We start from the raw sequence: 20,851 nt of genomic DNA on the forward strand, positions 1-20,851 counted from the left end.
GTGTATACCTTGCCCAGGGAGCAGGCGAATACCTCGGCCGAAAGCTGGCCCGAAACGGTAAGATGCGCTCCACGCCCGAAAAAATCGCCTTCGAAAGGCAGTCGCTCTATTTTGTTGGCTAAAACTCCAAATGCTTGGGCGTGCGCGGAAAGGGGATGACATCGCGGATGTTCGTCACACCCGTGACCATCATCAGGAAGCGTTCGAAACCCATGCCGAAGCCCGCATGCGGCACGCTGCCGAACTTGCGCAATTCCAGATACCACCAGTAGCAGGACATATCGAGACCAAGCTCGCCAATCCGGCGCTCAAGCACGTCCAGGCGCTCCTCGCGCTGACTGCCGCCGATGATTTCTCCCACGCGCGGCAGGAGCACGTCCATGGCCGCCACGGTCTTGCCGTCGTCGTTGAGGCGCATGTAGAAGGCCTTGATCTCCTTAGGATAATCATAAACGATGACCGGTCGCTTGAAGTGCTCCTCGGTCAGGTAGCGCTCGTGCTCGGTCTGCAGATCCATGCCGTCCTGCACCGGGAAATCGAACTGCTTGCCCGATTTCTTAAGAATCTGGATGGATTCGCCGTGCGGCAGACGCACAAAGGGCTTAGCCATGATGTTGTCCAGGGAGGCGGTCAGGTCTTTATCCACGAACTTGGCGAACAGGTCCAAGTCGGCGGCGCAGTGCGTGCGTACATGGTCGATGAGCGACTTGAGAAAATTCTCGGCCAGATCCATGTTGTCGCCCAGATCAGCGAAGGCGACCTCGGGTTCGATCATCCAGAACTCGGCAGCGTGGCGCGGCGTATTCGAATTCTCGGCCCGGAAGGTCGGGCCGAAGGTGTATACCTTGCCCAGGGAGCAGGCGAATACCTCGGCCGAAAGCTGGCCCGAAACGGTAAGATGCGCTCCACGCCCGAAAAAATCGCCTTCGAAGGGATTCTCCGCTGCGGGTTTGCCCGTGGAAGGGTCGAGCGTGGTCACACGGAACATTTCGCCCGCACCTTCGCAGTCCGCTCCGGTGATGATAGGCGTCTGCACATAAAAGTAGCCATTGCGCCGGAAGTATTCATGCACGGCGAAAGCCGCTTCGGACCGGATGCGGAAAAGCGCGCCGAACTTATTGGTGCGCGGCCGCAAGTGGGCGATTGTGCGCAAGAATTCGTCCGAGTGGCGCTTTTTCTGCAACGGGAAGCTCTCTGGATCGGCATCGCCGAAAACCGAAACGGCCTTGGCCTTCACTTCCCACTTCTGTCCCTTGCCGGGAGACTCCACAAGCATGCCTTGAACCTTCACTGCGCTGCCGGTATTGAGCATCTTCAGAGTCGCGGCATCTGCAACGCCCTCGTCCACGATGACCTGGATATTGGCCAGGCAGGAGCCGTCGTTCAATTCCAGGAACGAGAAGCCCTTGGCATCGCGGCGCGTGCGCACCCAACCCATGAGTGTTATGGAATCTCTAGGAGCCTCGGCGTTCAAGGCTTCATTGATGCTCGTGCGGTGCATGTCTTTCTCCTTGGCTGATGACTGCGGTCCCGACGGGATTTAGTTGAAGCCGGGGGAAATGGGAAGAGGATCGCGCAGGAGGCCAAACGGGCGAAAACGAGGCGATGATGACCCCTTCCAGGCTCAGCATAGGGTTTTTCTTGACGAATGGTTGCTTCTGGGCCACTTGCGATAACGACGCTGACATTTCCCCACCATATATCAATAATAATGTGGAGCGCATAGTAATGAGCCTTGAGACCACCGCCCGGCTGCTCATCACCTGCCCGGATAAGCCCGGCATCGTGGCCGCAGTGACCGGTTTCCTCTATTCCCATAACGTGAACATCAATACGCTGGACCAGCACTCCAGCGATCCCGAGGGCGGCAACTTTTTTATGCGCCTGGAGTTCCAGACCCCACACCTGGACATCTCCAAACCCGCGCTGGAAAAAGCCTTCGGCGAGGTTGTCGCCCCACGCTTCGATATGCACTGGCGCATTCATTACGCCTGGGAACGCAAGAAGATGGCCATCCTGGTCTCGCGTTGGGACCACTGCTTGCTGGAGCTCTTGTGGCGCTGGTCGCGCGGCGAATTGCACTGTGACATCAGCATGGTCATCAGCAACCATCCGGATCTGCGCGAGGCTGTGGAGTCCTTCGGCGTGCCTTTCCATCATATTCCTATTATAAAAGAGAACAGACACGAAGCCGATCAGGCCATGCTCAAGCTGCTGGACGGCCAGGCTGATTTCGTGGTGCTGGCCAGGTACATGCAGATTCTGCCTAAAGAGTTCGTGGCGCCCTACTCCCGGCGCATCATCAACATCCACCACTCCTTCCTACCGGCCTTCATCGGCGCCGACCCATACCGCCAGGCCTACGAGCGCGGAGTGAAGATCATCGGAGCCACAGCGCACTATGTCACCGAGGAGCTGGACGCCGGCCCCATCATCGAGCAGGACGTGGCGCGCGTCTCCCACCGTTACAACATCGAGGCCCTCAAGGACCTGGGCCGCGACCTGGAACGCCAGGTGCTAGCCCGCGCGGTGCGCTGCCATGTGGACGACAGGATCATAGTGGACGGTAACAAGACCGTGGTTTTCTAAGCTAAAAGGGCGGGCGGTTGCATGACAGCCGTCATATGATTAATCTGGGTCGATTGCCAACTGCCATAGCGATAAGGATTGTTCCATGGGATTTTTCTCCAAGATCAAGAAGTTCTGGGACGTGGACCAGCGGCTGGACAAAGCCGTAGAGGAATACAAGACCGAACGCGGCATGCCGGAGGAAACTCCGGCTGGCGAAGCTACGGTCAAAGCCCCTCCTGCGCAAGTCAAGCCAGTTCTCCCGGCCGTGGCTGCGCCAACCGCGCCCAAACCGGCGGATGTCGGCGCGCCTTCCGCGAAGGTTCCCCCCAAGGCCGAGGCTTGGCAGAATGATCTGCTGCTTTCCCTGCGCAAGGCCGAGCCGCGCCTGTCGATCTGGTTGAGTATCGTGCTCGAAGGCGTGGACAAGGCTGGGCCTCAGCTTTGGGAAAGGCTCCTTTTTCTGTTCAAGGCCCTGGAGGCACCCGAAGCCGAGGCCAAGGACTTCGTGGAGCGTTTCCGCAAGTGGCTCGACGACATGGAATATGTGCGCGTGCCGGAATTCCGCTCCGAGTTGCAATTCCGCCTGGCCCTGGCCCTGGAGCTGGAGGACGAGGAAGACGAGCGCAACCGGCTGCTACTTAAGCTCTCCGAAGGGCTTGAAAAGACAAAGGAGCAGATATCCAAGCGCATCGAAGGGCTCATGGCCAGCCACTCCAAGATCGACGAGTCGTTCTGGGAAGAGCTGGAGGAGATCCTCATCATGGCCGACGTGGGCTTCGAGCCGAGCATGAAGCTTATCGAGCGCCTGCGGGATCGTGTGCGCAAGGCCGGCACAGACGATCCGGCGCGCTTCAAGGAATTCCTGCGCGAGGAGCTGGAGACCATTTTCAAGGCCCCCAAGCGCATCACAGCGATCAATCCGCCCGAAGTGGTCATGATGATCGGCGTCAATGGCGTGGGCAAGACCACGACCATCGCCAAGCTTGCATATCGCGCCCAAATGCAGGGTCGCCGGGTGCTCATCGCTGCGGGTGACACCTTCCGCGCCGCGGCCATCGAGCAGCTCGAAATCTGGGCCAAGCGCGTGGGCGCGGGTTTCTACTCCAAGGGCGCTGGTGCCGACCCGGCAGCCGTGGCCTTTGAGGCCGTGGACAAGGCTGTGAGCGAGGGCTACGACCTGTTGCTGCTGGATACTGCTGGCCGGTTGCATACCAAGATAAACCTTATGGAAGAACTTAAGAAAATTCAGCGCGTGTGCGGCAAAAAGCATCCAGGCTCGCCGCACCGCTCCATCCTCGTGGTGGATGCCACCACGGGCCAGAACGCTCTGCAACAGGCCAAGCTGTTCGGTGAAGCCGTGGGCGTGGACGAGATCATCTTGACCAAGCTCGACGGCACAGCCAAGGGTGGCATCGTTGTGGCCATCGCCCTAGAGCACGCCCTGCCCATCACTTTCGTGGGCCTGGGCGAGAAGATGGAGGACCTGCGACCCTTCAACGGTAAGGACTTCGCCCAGGCGCTTCTGGGTACCTAAAGGCCCACATTGTGGATGGAATGCAGGCGCATTCCTTACGGTCAGTACGAGTCCATATTAAAAGGCCTGGCAGAATCCTCTGCCAGGCCTTTTGCTTACCAAGGCTTCAGCCACTCCCTTCAGAGAGTACACGGCAGCTTTAAAGTACTTTCAATAAGCTGAGAAATAGCTGCTGCCGTATTAGGCCTAGGTTTGTAGAAAGGTTTTACTAATGGCCCTAAGGGCGCATGGCCTATGGCCACTGGCCTTAGCCCAATTTATCCGGATTTATTTTGCAAGATTAAGCGATAAATAGAGCACCCTGCTCTGGTTTCCGGATGCTAGCCAGCTCGATAAGCGGTCAGCGCTCACCGCCTGACATCTTTTGATGCTATTGCCATACGACGAGCTGGTCACGATCATGCTATTTGCAGCTTGCTTTAAACTCAGAAAGGGAAAAGAGAGCCTTAAATACAAGCTGGCCAGATTCACTGCTCAGCAATTAGAGCAGATTGCTTTTAAGACGCCCGCTCCGGCGTTGACGGCGCAAGTGAATTGCGCCTACGCCGAAGCTAGCGGCAAGCCATGCCGACGCATGGCTTACAGAGCATTTTCAAAAGCAAAATGCTCTAAATACAAGCGAGGAGTATAAAGATGAGTAAATAGATAAGGGCGGGAGAGATTGCTGGAAGCAAGATACTCTGCTGGATAAATAGGACCGTGGAATGAACGAACAATGCAAATGCATTCTGGTAAAAAAAATGGTGCGGAAGGGGGGACTCGAACCCCCACGGCAATTGCCACTACCCCCTCAAGATAGCGTGTCTACCAATTCCACCACTTCCGCGAGCGGAGCACTTTGAAAGAACTTTTGATCAACGCCCTGCAGCACGAGGAGATTGCAGGGGCTTCAATAAACATGGCGACCCGCAGGTCGCCATGCAGATACTATGTGGTGCGGAAGGGGGGACTCGAACCCCCACGGCAATTGCCACTACCCCCTCAAGATAGCGTGTCTACCAATTCCACCACTTCCGCTTGCCATCGAACTATAAAACTACTGTGCCTGCTGTCCTTCCGGGGCGGGTTTCGCTTCCGGAGCTTGTTGAGCGCCCTGCGTCGTCGGGGAGCTGCTCGGCTCTTCAAAGGTCACAGCCGGCTTCTCTTGTTCGGGAGCAGCCGTCGGCTGCTCGGTGGTCACACCGCGCATGAGGGAATCTCCCTCCCGGACACGCTCCTTGAGCAACAGATTGTAGCCCAAGGATGTGAGCAAAAAAATGGCGGCGCACACAGCAGTGATTTTGGCCAGTAAGCTGCCTGCGCCAGAGCTTCCGAAAAAGGACTGGCTGCCGCCACCAAAAATCACGCCCATGCCTTCCTTGCCGGACTGGAGAAGCACCATCAAAATAAGGATGATGCATACCAGGATATGGAGAGTCAGAACCAGAGCCGTCAAGTTCGTTCCTTGTCTTGCACTTGCGTGAAAGGTTCAATTAGGCCAGGACGATGCGGCTGAAGCTGTCGGCCTTCAGGCTCGCGCCTCCTACCAGTACTCCATCCACATTGTCAAGGCCGAGGATTTCAGAGGCATTGTCTGGCTTGACGCTACCTCCGTAGAGGATACGCATCTCTTGTCCTCTTTCACCAAAGGCCTTTCCGAGCTGTTGCCGGATGAAGCTGTGGGCCTGGACAATGTCATCAAGCCTTGCCACTTCTCCGGTGCCGATGGCCCAAACAGGCTCATAAGCAATGGAGAGCCGCTCGGGGGAGAGGGATTTATCCACGCCTGACAGACCTTTGTCAAGTTGGTTCTTGAGAATCTCTTCGACTTTGCCGCCCCGTCGCTCCTCAATGGTCTCACCAATGCACATAACCACCCTGAAGCCTTGGGCAAGACCCAAGGTGGTCTTATCCGCCACCAAGCCATCGCCTTCCCCAAAAACATGCCTGCGCTCGGAATGTCCGGTCAGGAGATACGTGCAGCCAAGTTCGGCAAGCATACGCGGTGAGATCTCGCCCGTGTAGGCACCCTCCTCCTTGGGATAGAAATTCTGTGCGCCCCAGGAGAAGTTCTTGCGCCCTTTGAAAGCCTCGCCCACGGCATAAAGCGCAGTGAAGGGAGGGAAAACGAGAACTTCACGATCGTCCGGCAGCATGGCTTCCAGACTTTTAACCAGATCCCTGGCGGTATCTGAGGCTTCTGGCCTAGTCTTGTACATCTTCCAGTTGGCAGCCATCAGTTTTATCATCGGCCACACTCCTGCAAGGCCGCAAAGGCCGGGAGTTCCTTGCCTTCCAGAAATTCCATGAAGGAGCCGCCGCCAGTAGAGATGAAGCTGAACTTATCGGCCATACCAGTCTTGTGCACCAAAGCATCGGTGTCGCCCCCACCCACAACGGTCAGGGCATCCGTGAGACCGGCAACCGCCTTGGCCAGGGCTATGGAACCCTCGGCGAAGGCGGGATTCTCGAAGGCTCCCATGGGGCCATTCCACATGACCGTCTTAGCTTTGGCTACTGCCTTGGCATACTGCTCGCGAGTCTTGGGTCCGATGTCCAATACCATGGCGTCTCCAGGAATTGAGTTGACATCTGCCGTCCCCGTGGAATGCTTGTCATCAAGACCATGTCCCAGCACGACATCCGTAGGCAGATGCAGCTCAACTCCGCGCGTTTTGGCTTCATTCATGATCTTCCTGGCTTCATCCAGCAGATCCGATTCAACCAGGGACTTGCCCACGGAATAGCCCTGAGCCAAGAGGAAGGTATTGGCCATGGCCCCGCCGATAACGAGGGCGTCAACCTGGGACAGCAATCGGTACAGGACAGCCAACTTGGAGGAAACTTTTGCGCCGCCAGAGATGGCAACATATGGCCGTTGGGGCTCGCCAAGGTTTTCGCCAATGTACTCCCATTCTTTTTTGAGCAGGAAGCCTGCGCAGCACTGGGAAATGTGCTTTGTCACGCCGACCATGGAAGCGTGTGCACGATGGGCAGTGCCAAAAGCATCATTGACGAATATTTCGCCCATCTTTGCAAGAGCGGCGCTGAACTGCGGATCATTTTTGGTTTCGCCTTCATGGAACCGCAAATTCTCAAGCAGAAGCACATCGCCCGGCTTGAGGGCTTGAACCATCTTCTCGACTTCAGGACCAACGCAGTCTGGAGCCATTTGAACCTTGCGGCCGATGAGCTCCGACAAGCGCTGGGCTGCCGGTTTCAACGAAAAGGCCTGGTCCGGTTTGCCCTTGGGCTTGCCAAGGTGGGAGCACAAGACAAGTACCGCTCCCTTGTCCAGGCAATATTGGATTGTTTCCAGACTGCCTTTGATGCGGGTATCGTCCTGAACCGTTCCGTTTTTGATGGGCACGTTATAATCCACGCGAATGAGAAGCCGCTTGCCCTTGATATTCATTTGATCGAGGAAGCGCATGCTCACGGGTATCTCCTTTCAGTTCGCTCTACCGGACCGGGCAGGTCCGCAAGGGTCAACTTTAAAAGCAGAGCATCCTCGCCGGTTTCCGGATAGTAGCCTCTCCGCACTCCCATCTGGCGAAAACCGCACGAAGTATAGAGGTGAATGGCAGCCTCATTGGAGGCACGCACCTCCAGGAACCCAACACGTATGCCTTCTTCGCGCCATTTTTGCAATACATGGCCCAAAAGCGCTCGACCCTTGCCTTGTCTGCGCCAAACCGAACCAACGGCAAAATTGACCACTTCGGCTTCATCGCCGACGGCATAATAGGAAAGGTATCCCAATAGCTTTCCTGCAGCTAAGACTCCGTACACTCTGATGCTGCCTTGCTCCATGCCTTGGCGCAACTGCTCCGCGTTCCAGGGCGTTGGAAAACAAAGCCGTTCCAGATCTGCCACCAGACCTGAGTGTTCCGGCCCAAGTCTACGCAGGTCCATGGCTTCGGCCAGCGCAGCTCTCGTCTTGGCGGGTGCGGTCTTCGCTTGACCTTCATGCCTAGGCATGCTTCCATCCTCAACGGTACTGAGCGAATTGATCATGACTGTCCCAAAATCATTAAAAAGAAATTTGAAGTCTTTTCACTCCCCTGCTTCCGAACTCGTGGAAGTGGTGGACGAAAAGGACCGGCCCATAGCTGTGATGCCTCTCCAGGAAGTGCACAAACAATGTTTGCGGCATCGCTCAGTGATGGTCCTGCTCTACAATCTTCAGGGCAAGATTTTTCTTCAAAAACGCGGCCAAGCCAAAGCACTCTACCCTGGACGCTGGGATATATCAGCCTCTGGTCATGTCCAGGCCGGCGAATCCTGCGAAGATGCAGCCCTGCGCGAACTTCAGGAAGAGCTTGGCATCCAATTGGATTCATTGAAACTCAAGCAGCGTGTGGGAGCTGGCCCCAACACAGGCTGGGAATTTGTCTCGCTCTACTCAGCGGGCAAAATTAATCAGCATCCCGCTCCCGCGCCCCTGGAACTGGCCGGTGGTTACTTCGTGGATGAGCAAGAACTTGAGAGCTTGGTAGTCAATTTTCGCGACCTACTGACTCCTGGGCTGGCATACTTTTGGGAAAACGGGCTCATTTTTCCCTTTCGTACCTTTTAGCAGTCGCCAAAACTTCGGACCAATCTGACCAGACAGATGCAATCATCTGATTCATCAGTCCTTGAGCAGATCACTCATAGCCTCATGGATTCGTCCGTTGCTGGCCAGGATAGTCGGAGCGCCCAGTGTATATGCAACCTTGCTGTCATAGGTGGAAACCTGACCACCAGCTTCTTTGACCAGTAGCCAACCAGCGGCAGTATCCCAAGGTTTTAAGTCCGACTCATAGAATCCATCGAAACGACCGCAGGCCGTAAAGGCCAAATCGAGGGCTGCTGACCCTGCTCTGCGCACACCCTGCGTCTGCAAGAGCATACGCTCCAAGTTAGTCATGACGGAGTTAATCTTCTCTTTAATGCCATAGGGAAAACCAGTAGCGATAAGCGACAACTCCAAATCATCTTGACATGAGACGGAGAATGGTTGTCCATTGAGACAAGCGCCCTCCTCCTCCACGGCTGTGAAGCACTCTCCGAGCAACGGCGCATTAACAATGCCGAGCACGACGCGGCCGTTGCACCATAAGGCCACGGAGGTCGCGACAAAAGGAAAGCCGTGAGCGAAATTGGTGGTTCCATCCACGGGATCGATAATCCAGGTCAACTCGCCCGGTACGGTGGTATTGGCTGTTTCTTCGGCCAGAATATTCGCCTCTGGAAGCACACGCTGCAGGTGTTCCTTGAGGAATGCCTCCACAGCCATATCGGTGCGTGTAAGAAGGTCGATGCGCCCCTTATGGTACACTTCCTTAGGCTTGCGCCAATCCGCGGTAATGATGGCACCGGCGTCTCGAACAACCGCCTCAGCTTGACGCAACAGGTTGCTTCGAGAACTAGATGTCATGCCGGGTCTCCGTGCACAGGACCTGTGGAATCTTTAGGTAGGCGTGTGTGAATTCTGCCAGACTAATTAATGAAAACAGCCTTGTAAGCTTTCATCTGCTCCATTGTCCTACCGGTTCCCCGGACAACGGTTGTCAAGGGATCGGTATCCAGACGGACGTTGAGATCGGTTGCCTCGGCAATACGTCGATCCAACCCTTTGAGTAACGCTCCCCCACCAGCCAGCAGAAGGCCATTATCGGCAATGTCGGCGACCAGTTCTGCCGGCGTCTTCTCCAGAGCCTTGCGCACGGAAGAGACGATAGTATTAACCGGATCGGCAATGGCCTCTCGGATGTGCTCATCAGTAACGGTGATCGTTGTCGGCGTACCATTGACCACGTTTTTGCCGGAAATACTCATGCTGAGCGGCTCCGGCAGCGGCATGGCCGAACCGATCTGCATTTTAATCCTTTCAGACATATTTTCACCGATGAGCAGCTTGAAACGGTCTTGAATATAGCGCTGAATCGATTCGTTGAGCTCATCACCTGCCACACGCACCGATTCAGAGTAAGCAACGGCCGACAGACTGATGACTGCGACCTCAGTAGTACCGCCACCGATATCCACGACCATGTTGCCAATAGCCTTATCAATAGGCAGTCCGGCACCAATGGCTGCAGCCATTGGCTCCTCGATTAGGCGCACCTCACGCACACCGGCAAGCTGGGCCGATTCGATGACCGCTCGCTTCTCGACTTGGGTAATGCCTGTCGGCACGGCAATAATAATACGAGGCTTGATAGCTTGATAGCCACGCGTGACCTTGCGGATGAAATAGGAAATCATCTGCCTTGTGACTTCAAAATCCGCGATAACGCCATCCTTGAGAGGACGTATGGCCCGGATGCGCTCTGGCGTTCGCCCAAGATAATCCTTGGCTTCACGGCCTACGGCGATGATTTTGCCCTCGCGCTTGTCTATGGCCACTACCGACGGCTCATTGAGCACTATGCCCTCACTCGGGAGATAGATGAGCGAATTGGCAGTCCCCAGGTCCATGGCCAAGTCTTTGCCGAATAAACCAAAAAGCCTACCGAAGAGCATATCACTGATTCCGCTGGCTAGAGTGTGACCCCGATGGCGGGGTTTCGCAGGGAGGCGCTAGGTTGTAAGACCGCTATTTCCTATCGTTAGCCGCCAGAACAGGTCAATCGGTTTCTCAAGTATAGGTTCTCAAGAAATATAGATAAATTAGACGCAACAATCTTTAGAAATGCTCGCAGTTCCCTGCCAGTCGATTGGGGAGTGACACTGGCGAGCACGATGACGCCTCTAGTGCGTTTATGGATTGCCACCGGCACGCAGGCAACGCTAGCGAAGTCCGGGAGCGGGACACCTGGGCCGAGCAAGGATGCCGAAGGTGAGGACAGATCCTTCTTACTGGCGAAGATTGGTGCGCCATTTCGAAAAACCCAACCTATCAGACCGTTCTCCATTGTGAACTGCTGATTCAATTCGTCGACTCCGAGCACGAGTTCCTTATTGCTGCTCTCCACGGAAAAAAATTTTCCCTGCGCATCACAGACTGCAAGGAAGCAATGGGAAAAACCGGTGACGCCTGAAAGAAGACTTAAAAAATTGGTCAGGTAAGCCAGCCAACTCGAAAATTTATCGTGAAGTTCGCACAAGAGCTTCAACCCTTGATAGAAACGCTGCTCGGTACATTCAGCAGTCAAATGCTTGAATTCGGCAATAAGTGTATCCACTAGCCTGACGAACTGATGCAATATCTTTTGATCCTTGTCGCTGAACGAGTAGGTCCTCTTACTGTCGAGACACAGCACGCCCAGTCCTTGATCTAATGGACAACCCATAAAAGCTCTGATCTCGGATTCCTCACCTGCTGCATAGTACCCGAGATGCCCCTTAGCCCGGTCGAAGTTGTTAATGAGCAAGGGCTTGTTATTACGTATGATCCAGCCTGTCAGACCTGTGCCGGTTGTAAGGATGACATCATGGCGAATGGAGTCGCTCAGGCTGAAAAAAGAATTAATGCGATATTGATCTTCGCCAACTTGCAGGAACAATACAGCTGAATGTGCATCGAAGACATTGCATACAATGCGTAGTATCTGATCGAGATAAGTTTGCTTGTCCAGTGAAATAAGAGTTGTCATTTTAGCTATTCTAGCTTTACTAGCACACCCAGGACGATGTGCTCGGGGGTATATAGTGCCTGCTTACGTTTCAAAGGAATAGGTAACCAGGTAGCATTACCAACACCCCAATACAGAAACATAAGTGCCATATATCAAATTCGAGTTTTGATCAGCACCTCCTGATTCATGCCATGTTTTCTGGTTTGCTGGAAGAGCTTTTTTCCAATGGCTTACCAAACCTACTCATGGAACAGCATTACCATCGTGCGCCATGGGAGATGCAAATACGCAAGACATCACGCGGCATAAAGGGATTAACTTGTTCTTGGATATGGATCGAGGATAGTATTGTCATTTGCTGCCTTCGATGACTAGAATACGGGCCTTGGAGGCGAACGCGCGAAGCGGGACCCACGGGGGCACGACAGGAACTTATCACGACAACACGCAGGCCACGGTAGTCGAAGCGGGCACGCACATTGGAGGAGAGAATACTCTCATGGCCATGATCTGGGAAGAGGCTTTCACCAGAAGCGCCGGTATTGCCTGGAAGGACAATGGCAAGGCCATTGAGGGGATTTTGCATATCAATACCCTTGATGCTTTGAAGCGCTTCCTGGATGTCGTGCATATCAAATATTGCCTTCTGAAACCTTATTTTGAGCACGAGAATTATCCTCTGGTCGAGTCCCGTGAGCTTTTGCCTTCCTTCGAAGTGGACCTCTTCGAATTCAAGGAGCTTCCAGGCTTTAGTATGGTGGCGTTTGAACGCCCTATCGATTCATTGCATGAGATTTTCCAGTTTGATCGCGTCCACAATATCCTCGACTTGCCAGAGACAAGTGGTGGCGTAGCTTGCCCATTGTTGAACACGGTTGGTGCGCAAAATCTGCAAACTTTTCGTAGCCGCCTTCCCCGAAAAAGCCACGAAAAGTTTATGCAGCAATTTGGCGGCAAGGACATTTCATACCTGGAGCACTATCCAGTGCTTCTCGAGTATCTGCTGCAGTTGGAGCGCGGCCAGGTCATGTCTACAGACCGCAATGGCGAGTTCTACCTTTCAGGCGTTTATGCTTCTTTCCCATCAGATCTGGATTCCGAGATCAAACGCTTTGGCTTCAAGATCAAGAAATTTCGACCAGGCGACAACTGCCTTTATGAACGCAACCGGCTGTTCGTTTACCAGTTCTTGATGGAACTCTACGGCTTCCCTATCGTGTCCGAACGGCGTACTTCCTCCGCCCTTTTTTCTCGCAGGCTCTTCCGGATGGGTGAACGGTTCCTAATCAGAGTCCTAGGTCAGTCGGATAGAACCATCACCACACTTTACAGCCATCCGCGAGCCAAACACTATCCTCGCGCAGAAAAGGTCGCCTTGGTATCCGTGGATAAGGAACAAAAGGAAGCTCTGGCCATACTCAAGCGAGACGGGTTCTTCGTGGACGAGGAGAAGCGGGTCATCATTCTGCGCATCCTTTATAAGCAGCACCGCTTCAACCCCTTCAACGTGCGGGAAGACAGGGCATTGTCAGTGCTGCGCCAGGAAGTTATCCATCCCCTCACGGGCGAGGTGCTCAGCGATTTAAATATAATAAAAGACACCTACAATATGATATTGCGCCTGACAGACATTGTCCGAGGCGAATACATGGGGATCATCACGTTCAAACGCCAGGAGATTGTCAAGGATACTGATACACATGACAAGCGCCTAAAATTCCTATATTCTTGGCTTTCCAAGCACCAAAGGCGCATCATAGGCTATTCGGACGAGTTCTATGCCGGAGTGGTGAAAGCCCTGGACAGCTACCTCCTAAATCCAGATAATTATGACACTTTTAATGATCTACATGACCTCTACCAAGAGGTCTGGGCTAAATACAGCTATATCCAGCAGGCGAGAAAGGTGAAGCTGCTGGAAGATCTCCTTGATCGAGAATACAAAGGCAAGAAGGTTTCTTATCTTGAGATGCTTCAGGTCATGACTGATGTGCTCAACGACCTTAAATTCGAAATCGTAAACTATTTTGATGAATTAGTTGGGAACGTACTGGCCATCGGCGAACAAATACTCAGCGACCGCTATCTGCTAAGAAATTATTTTGAAAAAGAAGATGATGAGTTGACCGAGTACGGCAAAAAAACCAAGAAACTATACAGTCGCTTGGTTTCTTTGCTGGACGAGTTTCGCTCCATCCGTAAATCCCGTCGGGAACGCAACCCCGCCCCCGCATTGACTACGGCCATGTGAACACGCCCGAGCCGGAAGCTCGATTAAAATTGATACGGGAGGATTACTTTGGACACGCTTAAGATCACGCCGCTCAACTCCTGGCATAAGGCGCATGGCGCCAAAATGGTGGATTTCGCCGGTTGGGAAATGCCCGTGCAGTATGCAGGCATTCTCGCGGAGCACCAGCATACTCGGCAGCAGGTTTCGATTTTTGACATATGCCACATGGGCGAGTTTTATTTGCGTGGACAGGGCGCAGCCAAAGCCCTGAGCCAGGTCGTAACCCACAACCTTGATACGCTGCAGCCCGGCAAATGCCGCTACGGCTTTATGCTCAATGAGCACGGGGGCGTTCTGGATGATCTCATCATCTATTGTCTTGCTCAAGATGAATACATGCTCGTGGTCAACGGCGCCTGCGAACGTTCGGACTTCGAATGGATCAAATCACATCTTCCTGCAGGTCTTTCCCTAGAGAATGCGTCGGCTAATGTGGCTAAAATCGATGTGCAAGGTCCGTTATCCATCCATGCCATTGAGGCTCTTCTTGGCAAGAAATGCAGTCACTTAAAATACTTCAGCTTTGAGCGCACCACCTACTCCGGCACATCCGTGCTCGTCAGCCGCACTGGTTATACGGGAGAGCTTGGCTTTGAGCTCTATCTGGACGTCAGCAAGGCCTTGGAGGCCTGGGACAAGCTGGCAAGTCTGCCCGAAGTCAAAGCTGCAGGCCTTGGCGCCCGAGATACCTTACGACTTGAGTTGGGCTATCCTCTATACGGGCAGGACCTGGACATCATGCATACTCCAGTAGAGGCCGGCTATGGGTTCCTTATGAATTCTCCCGCGGAATTCATCGGCAAGGGCAAGCTGGATGTAGTGCGCGAGAAGCTCATACCTCTGGAAATACCTGGTCGCCGTAGCGCGCGCCACGGCGACAAAGTCGCCCTCCGCGACGGCACAGTCGTTGGCGTGGTCACGAGTGGCTCATTCTCGCCATCTCTAGGCCACTGCATTGCTTTGGCTTATGTGGATGCATCTGCTGCCGACAATAAAGAATATCTTGTGCAGGCCCAGCGCAGCGAGTTATGCGCCACGAGGGTCGAGCTGCCTTTCTATAAGAACGGCACAGCTCGCATGAAAATCGATTAGTAAAAGACATGGGTCGAATCAATTCCTTCTACTGCCCTCCCGAGCGTTGGAATGAACCGTTTGTTCTCGACAGCGGCGAAACGCAGCACCTGATTAAGGTGCTGCGTACTCCTCTCGGGGCAACTGTCCGACTCTTCGACGGTCAAGGTCGAGATGGCTTGTTTCGGCTTATATCTGCGGATCGAAAAGGCGCGCTGTTAGAATTAAAATCCGTAACAGTTCACGACCGACTCCAAACCGAGCTTGTCGTGGCTCTGGGTTGGAATAAAGCCGGCCGTCGTGACTGGCTGCTGGAAAAGGCCGTCGAGTTGGAAGTAGCCGGTCTTTGGTTCTGGCAGGCTGGTCGGAGTCAAGGCCATGTGCCTGAGCAGCCCAAGGATAGCTGGCAGCCCAAGCTCGTGGCGGCTGCCAAGCAATGCGCGAATCCTTGGCTGCCGGAATTGGCCACGTTAAGTGATCTGAAATCTCTTGTTGATGCATCCAAACGCTATCCTCGACGCTTTTTGCTCTGGGAAGCTCCAGGAGAGAAACTCATCGACCCTGTTCTTGATCTGGGTGGAAAGGGCAATGTGCTCATGGTCTTGGGACCGGAAGGCGGCCTGGAGAGGGCCGAGGCCGAAACGCTCATATCGGCGGGATTCATGACGCGCAGCTTGGGTAGCCGTGTATTGCGCTGGGAGACGGCGGCACTGTTGGGCATGGGATTAGCTTTCTGGGCCAAGCAACAGTTGCCAGACAAGCTGGCCCAGCCGTGAAGAAACAGGTACTGGACAGCAGCACTGGCCGCACACCGCTGGCCGAGCGCATCAGGCCGGCTGATCTTGACGAATTCGTTGGCCAGCGCCACCTCAAGAGCAAACTGGAAGCGCTGCTTCGGGCGAAACGCCTGCCCAGCCTGCTCCTTTTCGGTCCACCAGGCAGTGGAAAGTCCACACTGGCTCTGCTTCTGGCCCGTTCCACGGGTAGGCCATATCGCCGGGTCAGCGCCCCCGAGACCGGCTTGGCCGAACTGCGCAAGCAACTTTCAGGCGTGGACCTCCTGATTCTTGACGAGGTGCACCGCTACAGCAAGGCCCAACAAGATTTCTTTCTGCCTCAACTAGAAAATGGCGAAGTCACACTCATCGCCACGACCACTGAAAACCCGTCATTCTCGGTTACGCGTCAGCTCCTTTCAAGATTACACGTACTGCGACTCATGCCTCTGGCTGATCCAGATTTGCTGGAGATTACAAATCGAGGTCTTAGGGCCTTGAATTTGGAGATACCAGAGGAAAGCCGACGGCTGGTGGCGGGAGTCTCCGGTGGGGATGCTCGTACGCTGCTCAATCTTTTGGAATACGTAGCTGAGTTGCCGCCCGAAAAGCGTGAGCCACAGGCATTGCGGCCGGCTCTGCCCGAGGTGATTCAACGCGGTGATCGCGGTGGCGATAGCCATTACGAGCTCGCTTCCGCCATGATCAAGTCCATCCGGGGATCTGATCCGGACGCCGCGCTATACTACATGGCCTGCCTGCTAGAGAGCGGAGAGGACCCGCGCTTCATCTGCCGCAGGCTTATACTTTCGGCATCCGAGGACGTTGGATTGGCCGATCCTCAGGCGCTGTCTTTGGCCGTAGCCTGCCAACAGGCCGTGGAAATGGTCGGCATGCCCGAGGGCTTCATTCCTATGGCCGAAGCTGCCGTATACTTGGCCTTGGCTCCCAAGAGCAATTCCTCATACGCGGCCTATCTCGCAGCCCAGTCTGAAATTCGTGAAAACGGCTTGCAACCCGTGCCATTGCATTTGCGCAATGCCACTACTCGCTTGCAACGTGAATGGGGCTACGGCAAGGATTACAAGTACCCCCACAATTTTCCAGAGGGCTGGGCAGAGCAGATTTATTTGCCCGAAACCCTTACTGGCAGACGCTTCTATCAGCCCAAAGAACACGGTGTTGAACGCTCTCTTTTGCAGCAGCATGCCCAACGATTGCGGCGGGCAGCAAACAAACAATCTGCCAGACCTTTCCCTGGAGGCACCGGCAAGTAATCATTAACCTTCCTCTTTGCTCGATCCTCTTCGATTATTACCAACAAGTCCTGTCCACAATAACTGCTCTTTGTGCTATCTCAAAGTCTATTGACTCATTTACATGTCGTGAAAGTAACGATATGCCTCCATCTACCGAAATAACTTCAGATCCAATGCATGTTCGCGCTCGCGCTGTCCGGCTCCAATTATCCGAAAGCGATTGGTGCGCTAATCGAATGGGCTGACGTCTGCTGATTTCAAGGCTATCCTGCTAAGTAGGTAGCATGGTGTTTCGCGCTGATAGGGATCCTTACATGGATGACAAGAAGGCGGAATTCGTACAGGGGATTTTTTCCACGGCGTCTCGTACGTCCATCGGCTTTGGCCCTGCAAAAGGTAAAACCGAAAATAAATGCTACTGGGTTGCCGATGATACACGCGATGGCTGCGTTAGTTTGCGATTGCTCGGCTCAGATCTACGTCCCATGGGCAGTCCCAAAAACGTCAGCATGGCAATTTTTTACGAGAAATTTACCCCAGAGGTAGAACTCTGGGATTTTCTGGTGCTAAAGAAAGTTGAAGAAGGAGACCGACACCGTGATAGCGGTGAGTACGATCTCGCAGAAACATGCTATGCAAAGGCCTTGGCTGTAGATGAGCGGAATGTTCGAGCGGCCTTCGGGCTTGGCATAACGTATCTCTCCGTAGGACGCGCCGAAGAGTCCAATTTGATCTTCAACAAGCTTTCAAAACTTAAACGCGGCTTGACTCAGGAGCATAAGCACCTTTTCAATGAGTTTGGAATGGCGTTGCGAAGGAAAAACATGTTGGATGAAGCAGTCAAATACTACGAGAAGGCCTTGGAATTAGCAGAAAATGATGAAAACCTTTTTCTGAATGTAGCGAGAGCCTACCTTGAGAAAGGCCAATTAGAAAAAGCCGCCGAGTACGTTAAAAAGGCACTCGCTTTGAAGCCAGATTTTGCTGAAGCAATAGCCTTTAAAAAGTACCTGGAAAAGAAAGGCTGCATGGATTTTACATTCAGCTAATGCATGTCATCAACAACATTGCAAGAAGCTAAAGCCGAATGAGATCCTTGTTAGTCTGCGAATAGTTGATTTTCGCTTGGACGCTAGGTTTCTTGCCTGACCGTAACCGCGTGACCAGACAAAAATCATCAGCGGCAGACTCTTAGTCTTTGTCACCAGCCTTGGCAGCTACCGGACAACCGCTAACTCAACAAAGCGCTCATCCGTCCCTCTCGCCATCCTCCGCCAATGGCAGAAAAATATATACTGCATTGCCGTACCCGGTTCCCATATTCCATGTCAGGCGCACCTGCACATCTTCCCAGCGCCATATGTAGTGCTTTGCATAGTTATCCTCATCGTCGGCGCTGCCGTGCATGGTCTCCAGGGCAAAACGCAGCCGGCGGTATTGGGTAAAGCCCCGAAAGGTCAGCACTGCAGCGTAGAACTTATTGTCGCGGAAGCCGTACAGCGCGTCCATGATATCCGCCTCGCCGATGCGTATCTGCCGATTGGGCAAGCGCAGGAACAGGGTGCGGCCGTCGCTCTCCACGACTTCCACATCGCGGCCTGAGGGGATGGGCTGCCCCCAGCCAAAGGGAGTGAACCCCTGCGGCTGCGGCCCCTTGGGATGGACGCCTGCGGCTTGAGCGGCCAAAACCGACGCAAGCAGTGCCAGAGCAACCAGGACGAGTTTGCGGGCCATGCCAGCCTCCGCGCATGCGCCGGGTCTTGCCCGGCCCTGCATTTTAGTCCATATGGTAGGCGGCTCTTGACCAGCATCAAGGAAAAACATGTATGTCGAGCATGGAAATATCAAGGCGGGCCAGGGCCGGCTTGCGGATCTGGCTTGCGCTGCTCCTGATGTCGCTGTCTTCGGCCTGCGGTGACGACACCCGCCCCACCGAGCAGGATTACCAACATATGGTAGAGGTTTTCGGCGGACGGGCCCAGACAAACGAACAGGAGCCGGACTACGGCCCACCAATCACGAACTCTTTCTACCTTATCATGCGCGACGGCGTGCGCATTGCCGTGGACGTGCATCTGCCCCAAAAGATCGCCTTAGGCCAAGTTCAGGAGCTTGCGCCAGCCATCCTGCGGCCTACCCGCTACTGGCGGGCCGTGGACCTGCGTGGTCCTTTAAATCGGTTGCGCGGACCAAGCCTGTTCCGAGAGTTTTTTTGCGGCAGCGGATACGCAGTGGTGGACGTCGACGTGCGCGGTTCGGGCGCGTCCTTTGGTCTACAGCTGCATCCGTGGTCTTCCGATGAGGTGCTCGACTATGGCGAAGTCATGGACTGGATCGTGGCACAGCCCTGGTCCAATGGCCGCATTGCGGCCAGCGGCGCATCCTATGTGGGCACGGCGGCGGAATTCTGTTCCATCCTGGGCCACCCCGCGCTCAAGGCCGTGCTTCCGCGCTTCAGCCTGTACGATGTGTACACGGATATTGCCTTTCCGGGCGGGGTGTTCAACGAGTGGTTCGTCCGGCGCTGGGGCGAGCTCAACAACGATCTGGATGCCAATCGTCTGCCCGAGGAATCAAGCTTTCTGGCCCGTCTGGCTGCGCTCGGCGTGGCGCCGGTGGAGCCCGACGGGGACGGGCCGTCCGGTCGCGAGTTGCTTGCCCAGGCCGTGGCCGGACACGCCGACAACCTGGACATCTACGCCGCGTCCCGAGGCGTGACGTATCGTGACGACGTGGCGGACGAGGCCGGCACGGATGTGGATGGTTTCAGCCCTCACACATTCCTTGGCGAGACGCAGCGCAACGATGTGGCCGTATACGCCTGGGGTGGCTGGTTCGACGGAGCCTACGCGGCCTCGCTTCTGCATCGCTTCGCCAGCCTGGATAGCCCTAGGCGCGCTGTCATTGGACCATGGAATCACGGCGGCGGCAAACATGTCAGCCCCTACCAGGACCAGAATAAGGAAACGGACCCAAGCCCACTGGTTCAGCTCATGGAACAACGCCGTTTCCTGGACTACTGGCTCAAGGGCCACGGCGACATGCCGGCACAGGAAATCGTTTACTACACCATGGGCGAGGAAACCTGGAAACGCAGCCCGGTCTGGCCGCCGGAAGGCGCGGTCATGCGCGCGCTCCGCCTGAGTCCGGGCCATAGCCTCGCCTGGAATGATACGAATCACGTCGGGGTCGACGAATACGTGGTGGACTTCACGGCTGGCAGCGGCCCGCTCAATCGCTGGCGCACGCAGCTTTCACGTAGCGACGTGGCCTATCCCGACCGGGCCGAGGCCGACCGCAAGCTGCTGGTCTACGAGAGTGCCCCGCTGCCCGCCGACCTGGAGATCACGGGCACTCCCGTGGCGGATCTGTGGATCACGAGCACGGCCACGGACGGCCACTTCTTCGCCTACCTGGAGGACGTGGCGCCCGACGAAACCGTGCGCTACCTGTCCGAGGGCATGCTGCGCGCCCTGCACCGCAAGATTTCGGACGACGTGCCGCCCTATGTCCTGAACGGGCCGTACCACACCTTTCTGCGTGCCGACGGCGAACAGCTCACGCCCGGCAAGCCGGCCAGGCTGCGCTTCGCTATGTTGCCTCTCTCGGCCCTGGTGCGCCAGGGCCACCGCATCCGTCTGGCCATCGCCGGCCACGATGCGGACCAATTTGCGCGCCTGCCCGATGCCGAGGCGCCGATCATCCGCGTGCTTTGGGGCGGCGAGCACGCCTCAAGACTTGAATTGCCCATCATACCACGCTAGTTTGAAAAAATACCGGTCCTTTGCCGGTTCACTTGTATC

The 20,851-nt window shown here is 55.0% G+C and carries 18 protein-coding genes and 2 tRNA genes; 9 read left to right on the top strand and 11 right to left on the bottom strand.

Going from position 1 to position 20,851, the window contains the following annotated elements:
- Window positions 1–118: 118 nt before the first annotated feature.
- Window positions 119–1,501: an asparagine--tRNA ligase gene (gene asnS, locus H585_RS0110555; RefSeq protein ID WP_027367792.1), complete on the bottom strand. Its 1,383-nt coding sequence runs from the start codon at window positions 1,499–1,501 to the stop codon at window positions 119–121.
- Window positions 1,502–1,728: 227 nt separating this feature from the next.
- Between asnS and purU the strand changes: the two genes are divergently transcribed.
- Together purU and ftsY are read left to right on the top strand one after the other, a co-directional pair.
- Window positions 1,729–2,589, top strand: coding sequence for a formyltetrahydrofolate deformylase (purU, locus tag H585_RS0110560; RefSeq protein ID WP_014261023.1), 861 nt, complete (start codon window positions 1,729–1,731; stop codon window positions 2,587–2,589).
- A gap of 85 nt (window positions 2,590–2,674) precedes the next feature.
- A complete protein-coding gene (gene ftsY, locus H585_RS0110565) occupies window positions 2,675–4,105 on the top strand; it encodes a signal recognition particle-docking protein FtsY (protein ID WP_027367793.1) in 1,431 nt (476 codons plus the stop codon).
- Between the two features lie 741 nt (window positions 4,106–4,846).
- Here ftsY and H585_RS0110570 read toward each other — a convergent pair.
- The 6 genes from H585_RS0110570 to rimI form a co-directional block, all read right to left on the bottom strand.
- Window positions 4,847–4,931 (bottom strand) — tRNA-Leu (locus H585_RS0110570).
- A gap of 106 nt (window positions 4,932–5,037) precedes the next feature.
- Window positions 5,038–5,122: transfer RNA gene (locus H585_RS0110575), tRNA-Leu, on the bottom strand.
- A gap of 19 nt (window positions 5,123–5,141) precedes the next feature.
- Window positions 5,142–5,540, bottom strand: coding sequence for a preprotein translocase subunit SecG (gene secG, locus H585_RS0110580; protein ID WP_014261025.1), 399 nt, complete (start codon window positions 5,538–5,540; stop codon window positions 5,142–5,144).
- A gap of 37 nt (window positions 5,541–5,577) precedes the next feature.
- Window positions 5,578–6,333: a triose-phosphate isomerase gene (gene tpiA / locus H585_RS0110585; RefSeq protein WP_027367794.1), complete on the bottom strand. Its 756-nt coding sequence runs from the start codon at window positions 6,331–6,333 to the stop codon at window positions 5,578–5,580.
- Entirely contained in the window at window positions 6,330–7,517 is a 1,188-nt protein-coding gene (locus tag H585_RS0110590) for a phosphoglycerate kinase (RefSeq protein ID WP_420834584.1), read from the bottom strand. The genes tpiA and H585_RS0110590 overlap by 4 nt, the downstream gene beginning before the upstream one ends.
- A gap of 2 nt (window positions 7,518–7,519) precedes the next feature.
- A complete protein-coding gene (gene rimI / locus H585_RS0110595) occupies window positions 7,520–8,065 on the bottom strand; it encodes a ribosomal protein S18-alanine N-acetyltransferase (protein ID WP_027367796.1) in 546 nt (181 codons plus the stop codon).
- A 34-nt stretch (window positions 8,066–8,099) separates the two neighbouring features.
- Here rimI and H585_RS0110600 point away from each other — a divergent pair, with 34 nt between their 5' ends.
- Window positions 8,100–8,663, top strand: coding sequence for an NUDIX hydrolase (locus H585_RS0110600; RefSeq protein WP_034627835.1), 564 nt, complete (start codon window positions 8,100–8,102; stop codon window positions 8,661–8,663).
- Window positions 8,664–8,717: 54 nt separating this feature from the next.
- Here H585_RS0110600 and H585_RS0110605 read toward each other — a convergent pair whose 3' ends face one another.
- The 3 genes from H585_RS0110605 to H585_RS0110615 all read right to left on the bottom strand — a co-directional run bounded on the left by H585_RS0110605 (window position 8,718) and on the right by H585_RS0110615 (window position 11,667).
- Window positions 8,718–9,506: an inositol monophosphatase family protein gene (locus H585_RS0110605; RefSeq protein WP_027367798.1), complete on the bottom strand. Its 789-nt coding sequence runs from the start codon at window positions 9,504–9,506 to the stop codon at window positions 8,718–8,720.
- Window positions 9,507–9,568: 62 nt separating this feature from the next.
- Window positions 9,569–10,594, bottom strand: a complete 1,026-nt coding sequence (mreB, locus tag H585_RS0110610; RefSeq protein ID WP_014261031.1) for a rod shape-determining protein — start codon at window positions 10,592–10,594, stop codon at window positions 9,569–9,571.
- A gap of 86 nt (window positions 10,595–10,680) precedes the next feature.
- Window positions 10,681–11,667: a GAF domain-containing protein gene (locus tag H585_RS0110615; protein WP_027367799.1), complete on the bottom strand. Its 987-nt coding sequence runs from the start codon at window positions 11,665–11,667 to the stop codon at window positions 10,681–10,683.
- A gap of 481 nt (window positions 11,668–12,148) precedes the next feature.
- Here H585_RS0110615 and H585_RS0110620 point away from each other — a divergent pair, with 481 nt between their 5' ends.
- From H585_RS0110620 to H585_RS0110640, 5 genes are all read left to right on the top strand, one after another.
- Window positions 12,149–13,900, top strand: a complete 1,752-nt coding sequence (locus H585_RS0110620; RefSeq protein ID WP_014261033.1) for a hypothetical protein — start codon at window positions 12,149–12,151, stop codon at window positions 13,898–13,900.
- 48 nt (window positions 13,901–13,948) lie between these two features.
- Window positions 13,949–15,034, top strand: coding sequence for a glycine cleavage system aminomethyltransferase GcvT (gene gcvT / locus H585_RS0110625; protein ID WP_027367800.1), 1,086 nt, complete (start codon window positions 13,949–13,951; stop codon window positions 15,032–15,034).
- An 8-nt stretch (window positions 15,035–15,042) separates the two neighbouring features.
- Window positions 15,043–15,789 carry a 16S rRNA (uracil(1498)-N(3))-methyltransferase gene (locus H585_RS0110630; protein ID WP_051183083.1) on the top strand — a complete coding sequence of 249 codons (747 nt, stop codon included), beginning with the start codon at window positions 15,043–15,045 and terminating at the stop codon, window positions 15,787–15,789.
- Window positions 15,786–17,066, top strand: a complete 1,281-nt coding sequence (locus tag H585_RS0110635; RefSeq protein WP_027367802.1) for a replication-associated recombination protein A — start codon at window positions 15,786–15,788, stop codon at window positions 17,064–17,066. Before H585_RS0110630 ends, H585_RS0110635 begins: the two co-directional genes overlap by 4 nt.
- A 296-nt stretch (window positions 17,067–17,362) precedes the next feature.
- The gene (locus H585_RS0110640; RefSeq protein ID WP_237707624.1) at window positions 17,363–18,097 is read left to right on the top strand and encodes a tetratricopeptide repeat protein; all 735 of its coding nucleotides are present in this window, start codon (window positions 17,363–17,365) and stop codon (window positions 18,095–18,097) included.
- Window positions 18,098–18,296: 199 nt separating this feature from the next.
- Here H585_RS0110640 and H585_RS0110645 read toward each other — a convergent pair whose 3' ends face one another.
- The gene (locus tag H585_RS0110645; protein ID WP_027367803.1) at window positions 18,297–18,782 is read right to left on the bottom strand and encodes a hypothetical protein; all 486 of its coding nucleotides are present in this window, start codon (window positions 18,780–18,782) and stop codon (window positions 18,297–18,299) included.
- Window positions 18,783–18,874: 92 nt separating this feature from the next.
- On the opposite strand from H585_RS0110645, the gene H585_RS0110650 reads away from it, so the two are divergent.
- Entirely contained in the window at window positions 18,875–20,812 is a 1,938-nt protein-coding gene (locus H585_RS0110650) for a CocE/NonD family hydrolase (RefSeq protein ID WP_034627838.1), read from the top strand.
- The last annotated feature ends 39 nt before the right edge of the window (window positions 20,813–20,851 follow it).

The sequence above is a fragment of the Desulfocurvibacter africanus subsp. africanus DSM 2603 genome (assembly GCF_000422545.1).
Classification (GTDB): Bacteria; Desulfobacterota; Desulfovibrionia; order Desulfovibrionales; family Desulfovibrionaceae; genus Desulfocurvibacter; species Desulfocurvibacter africanus.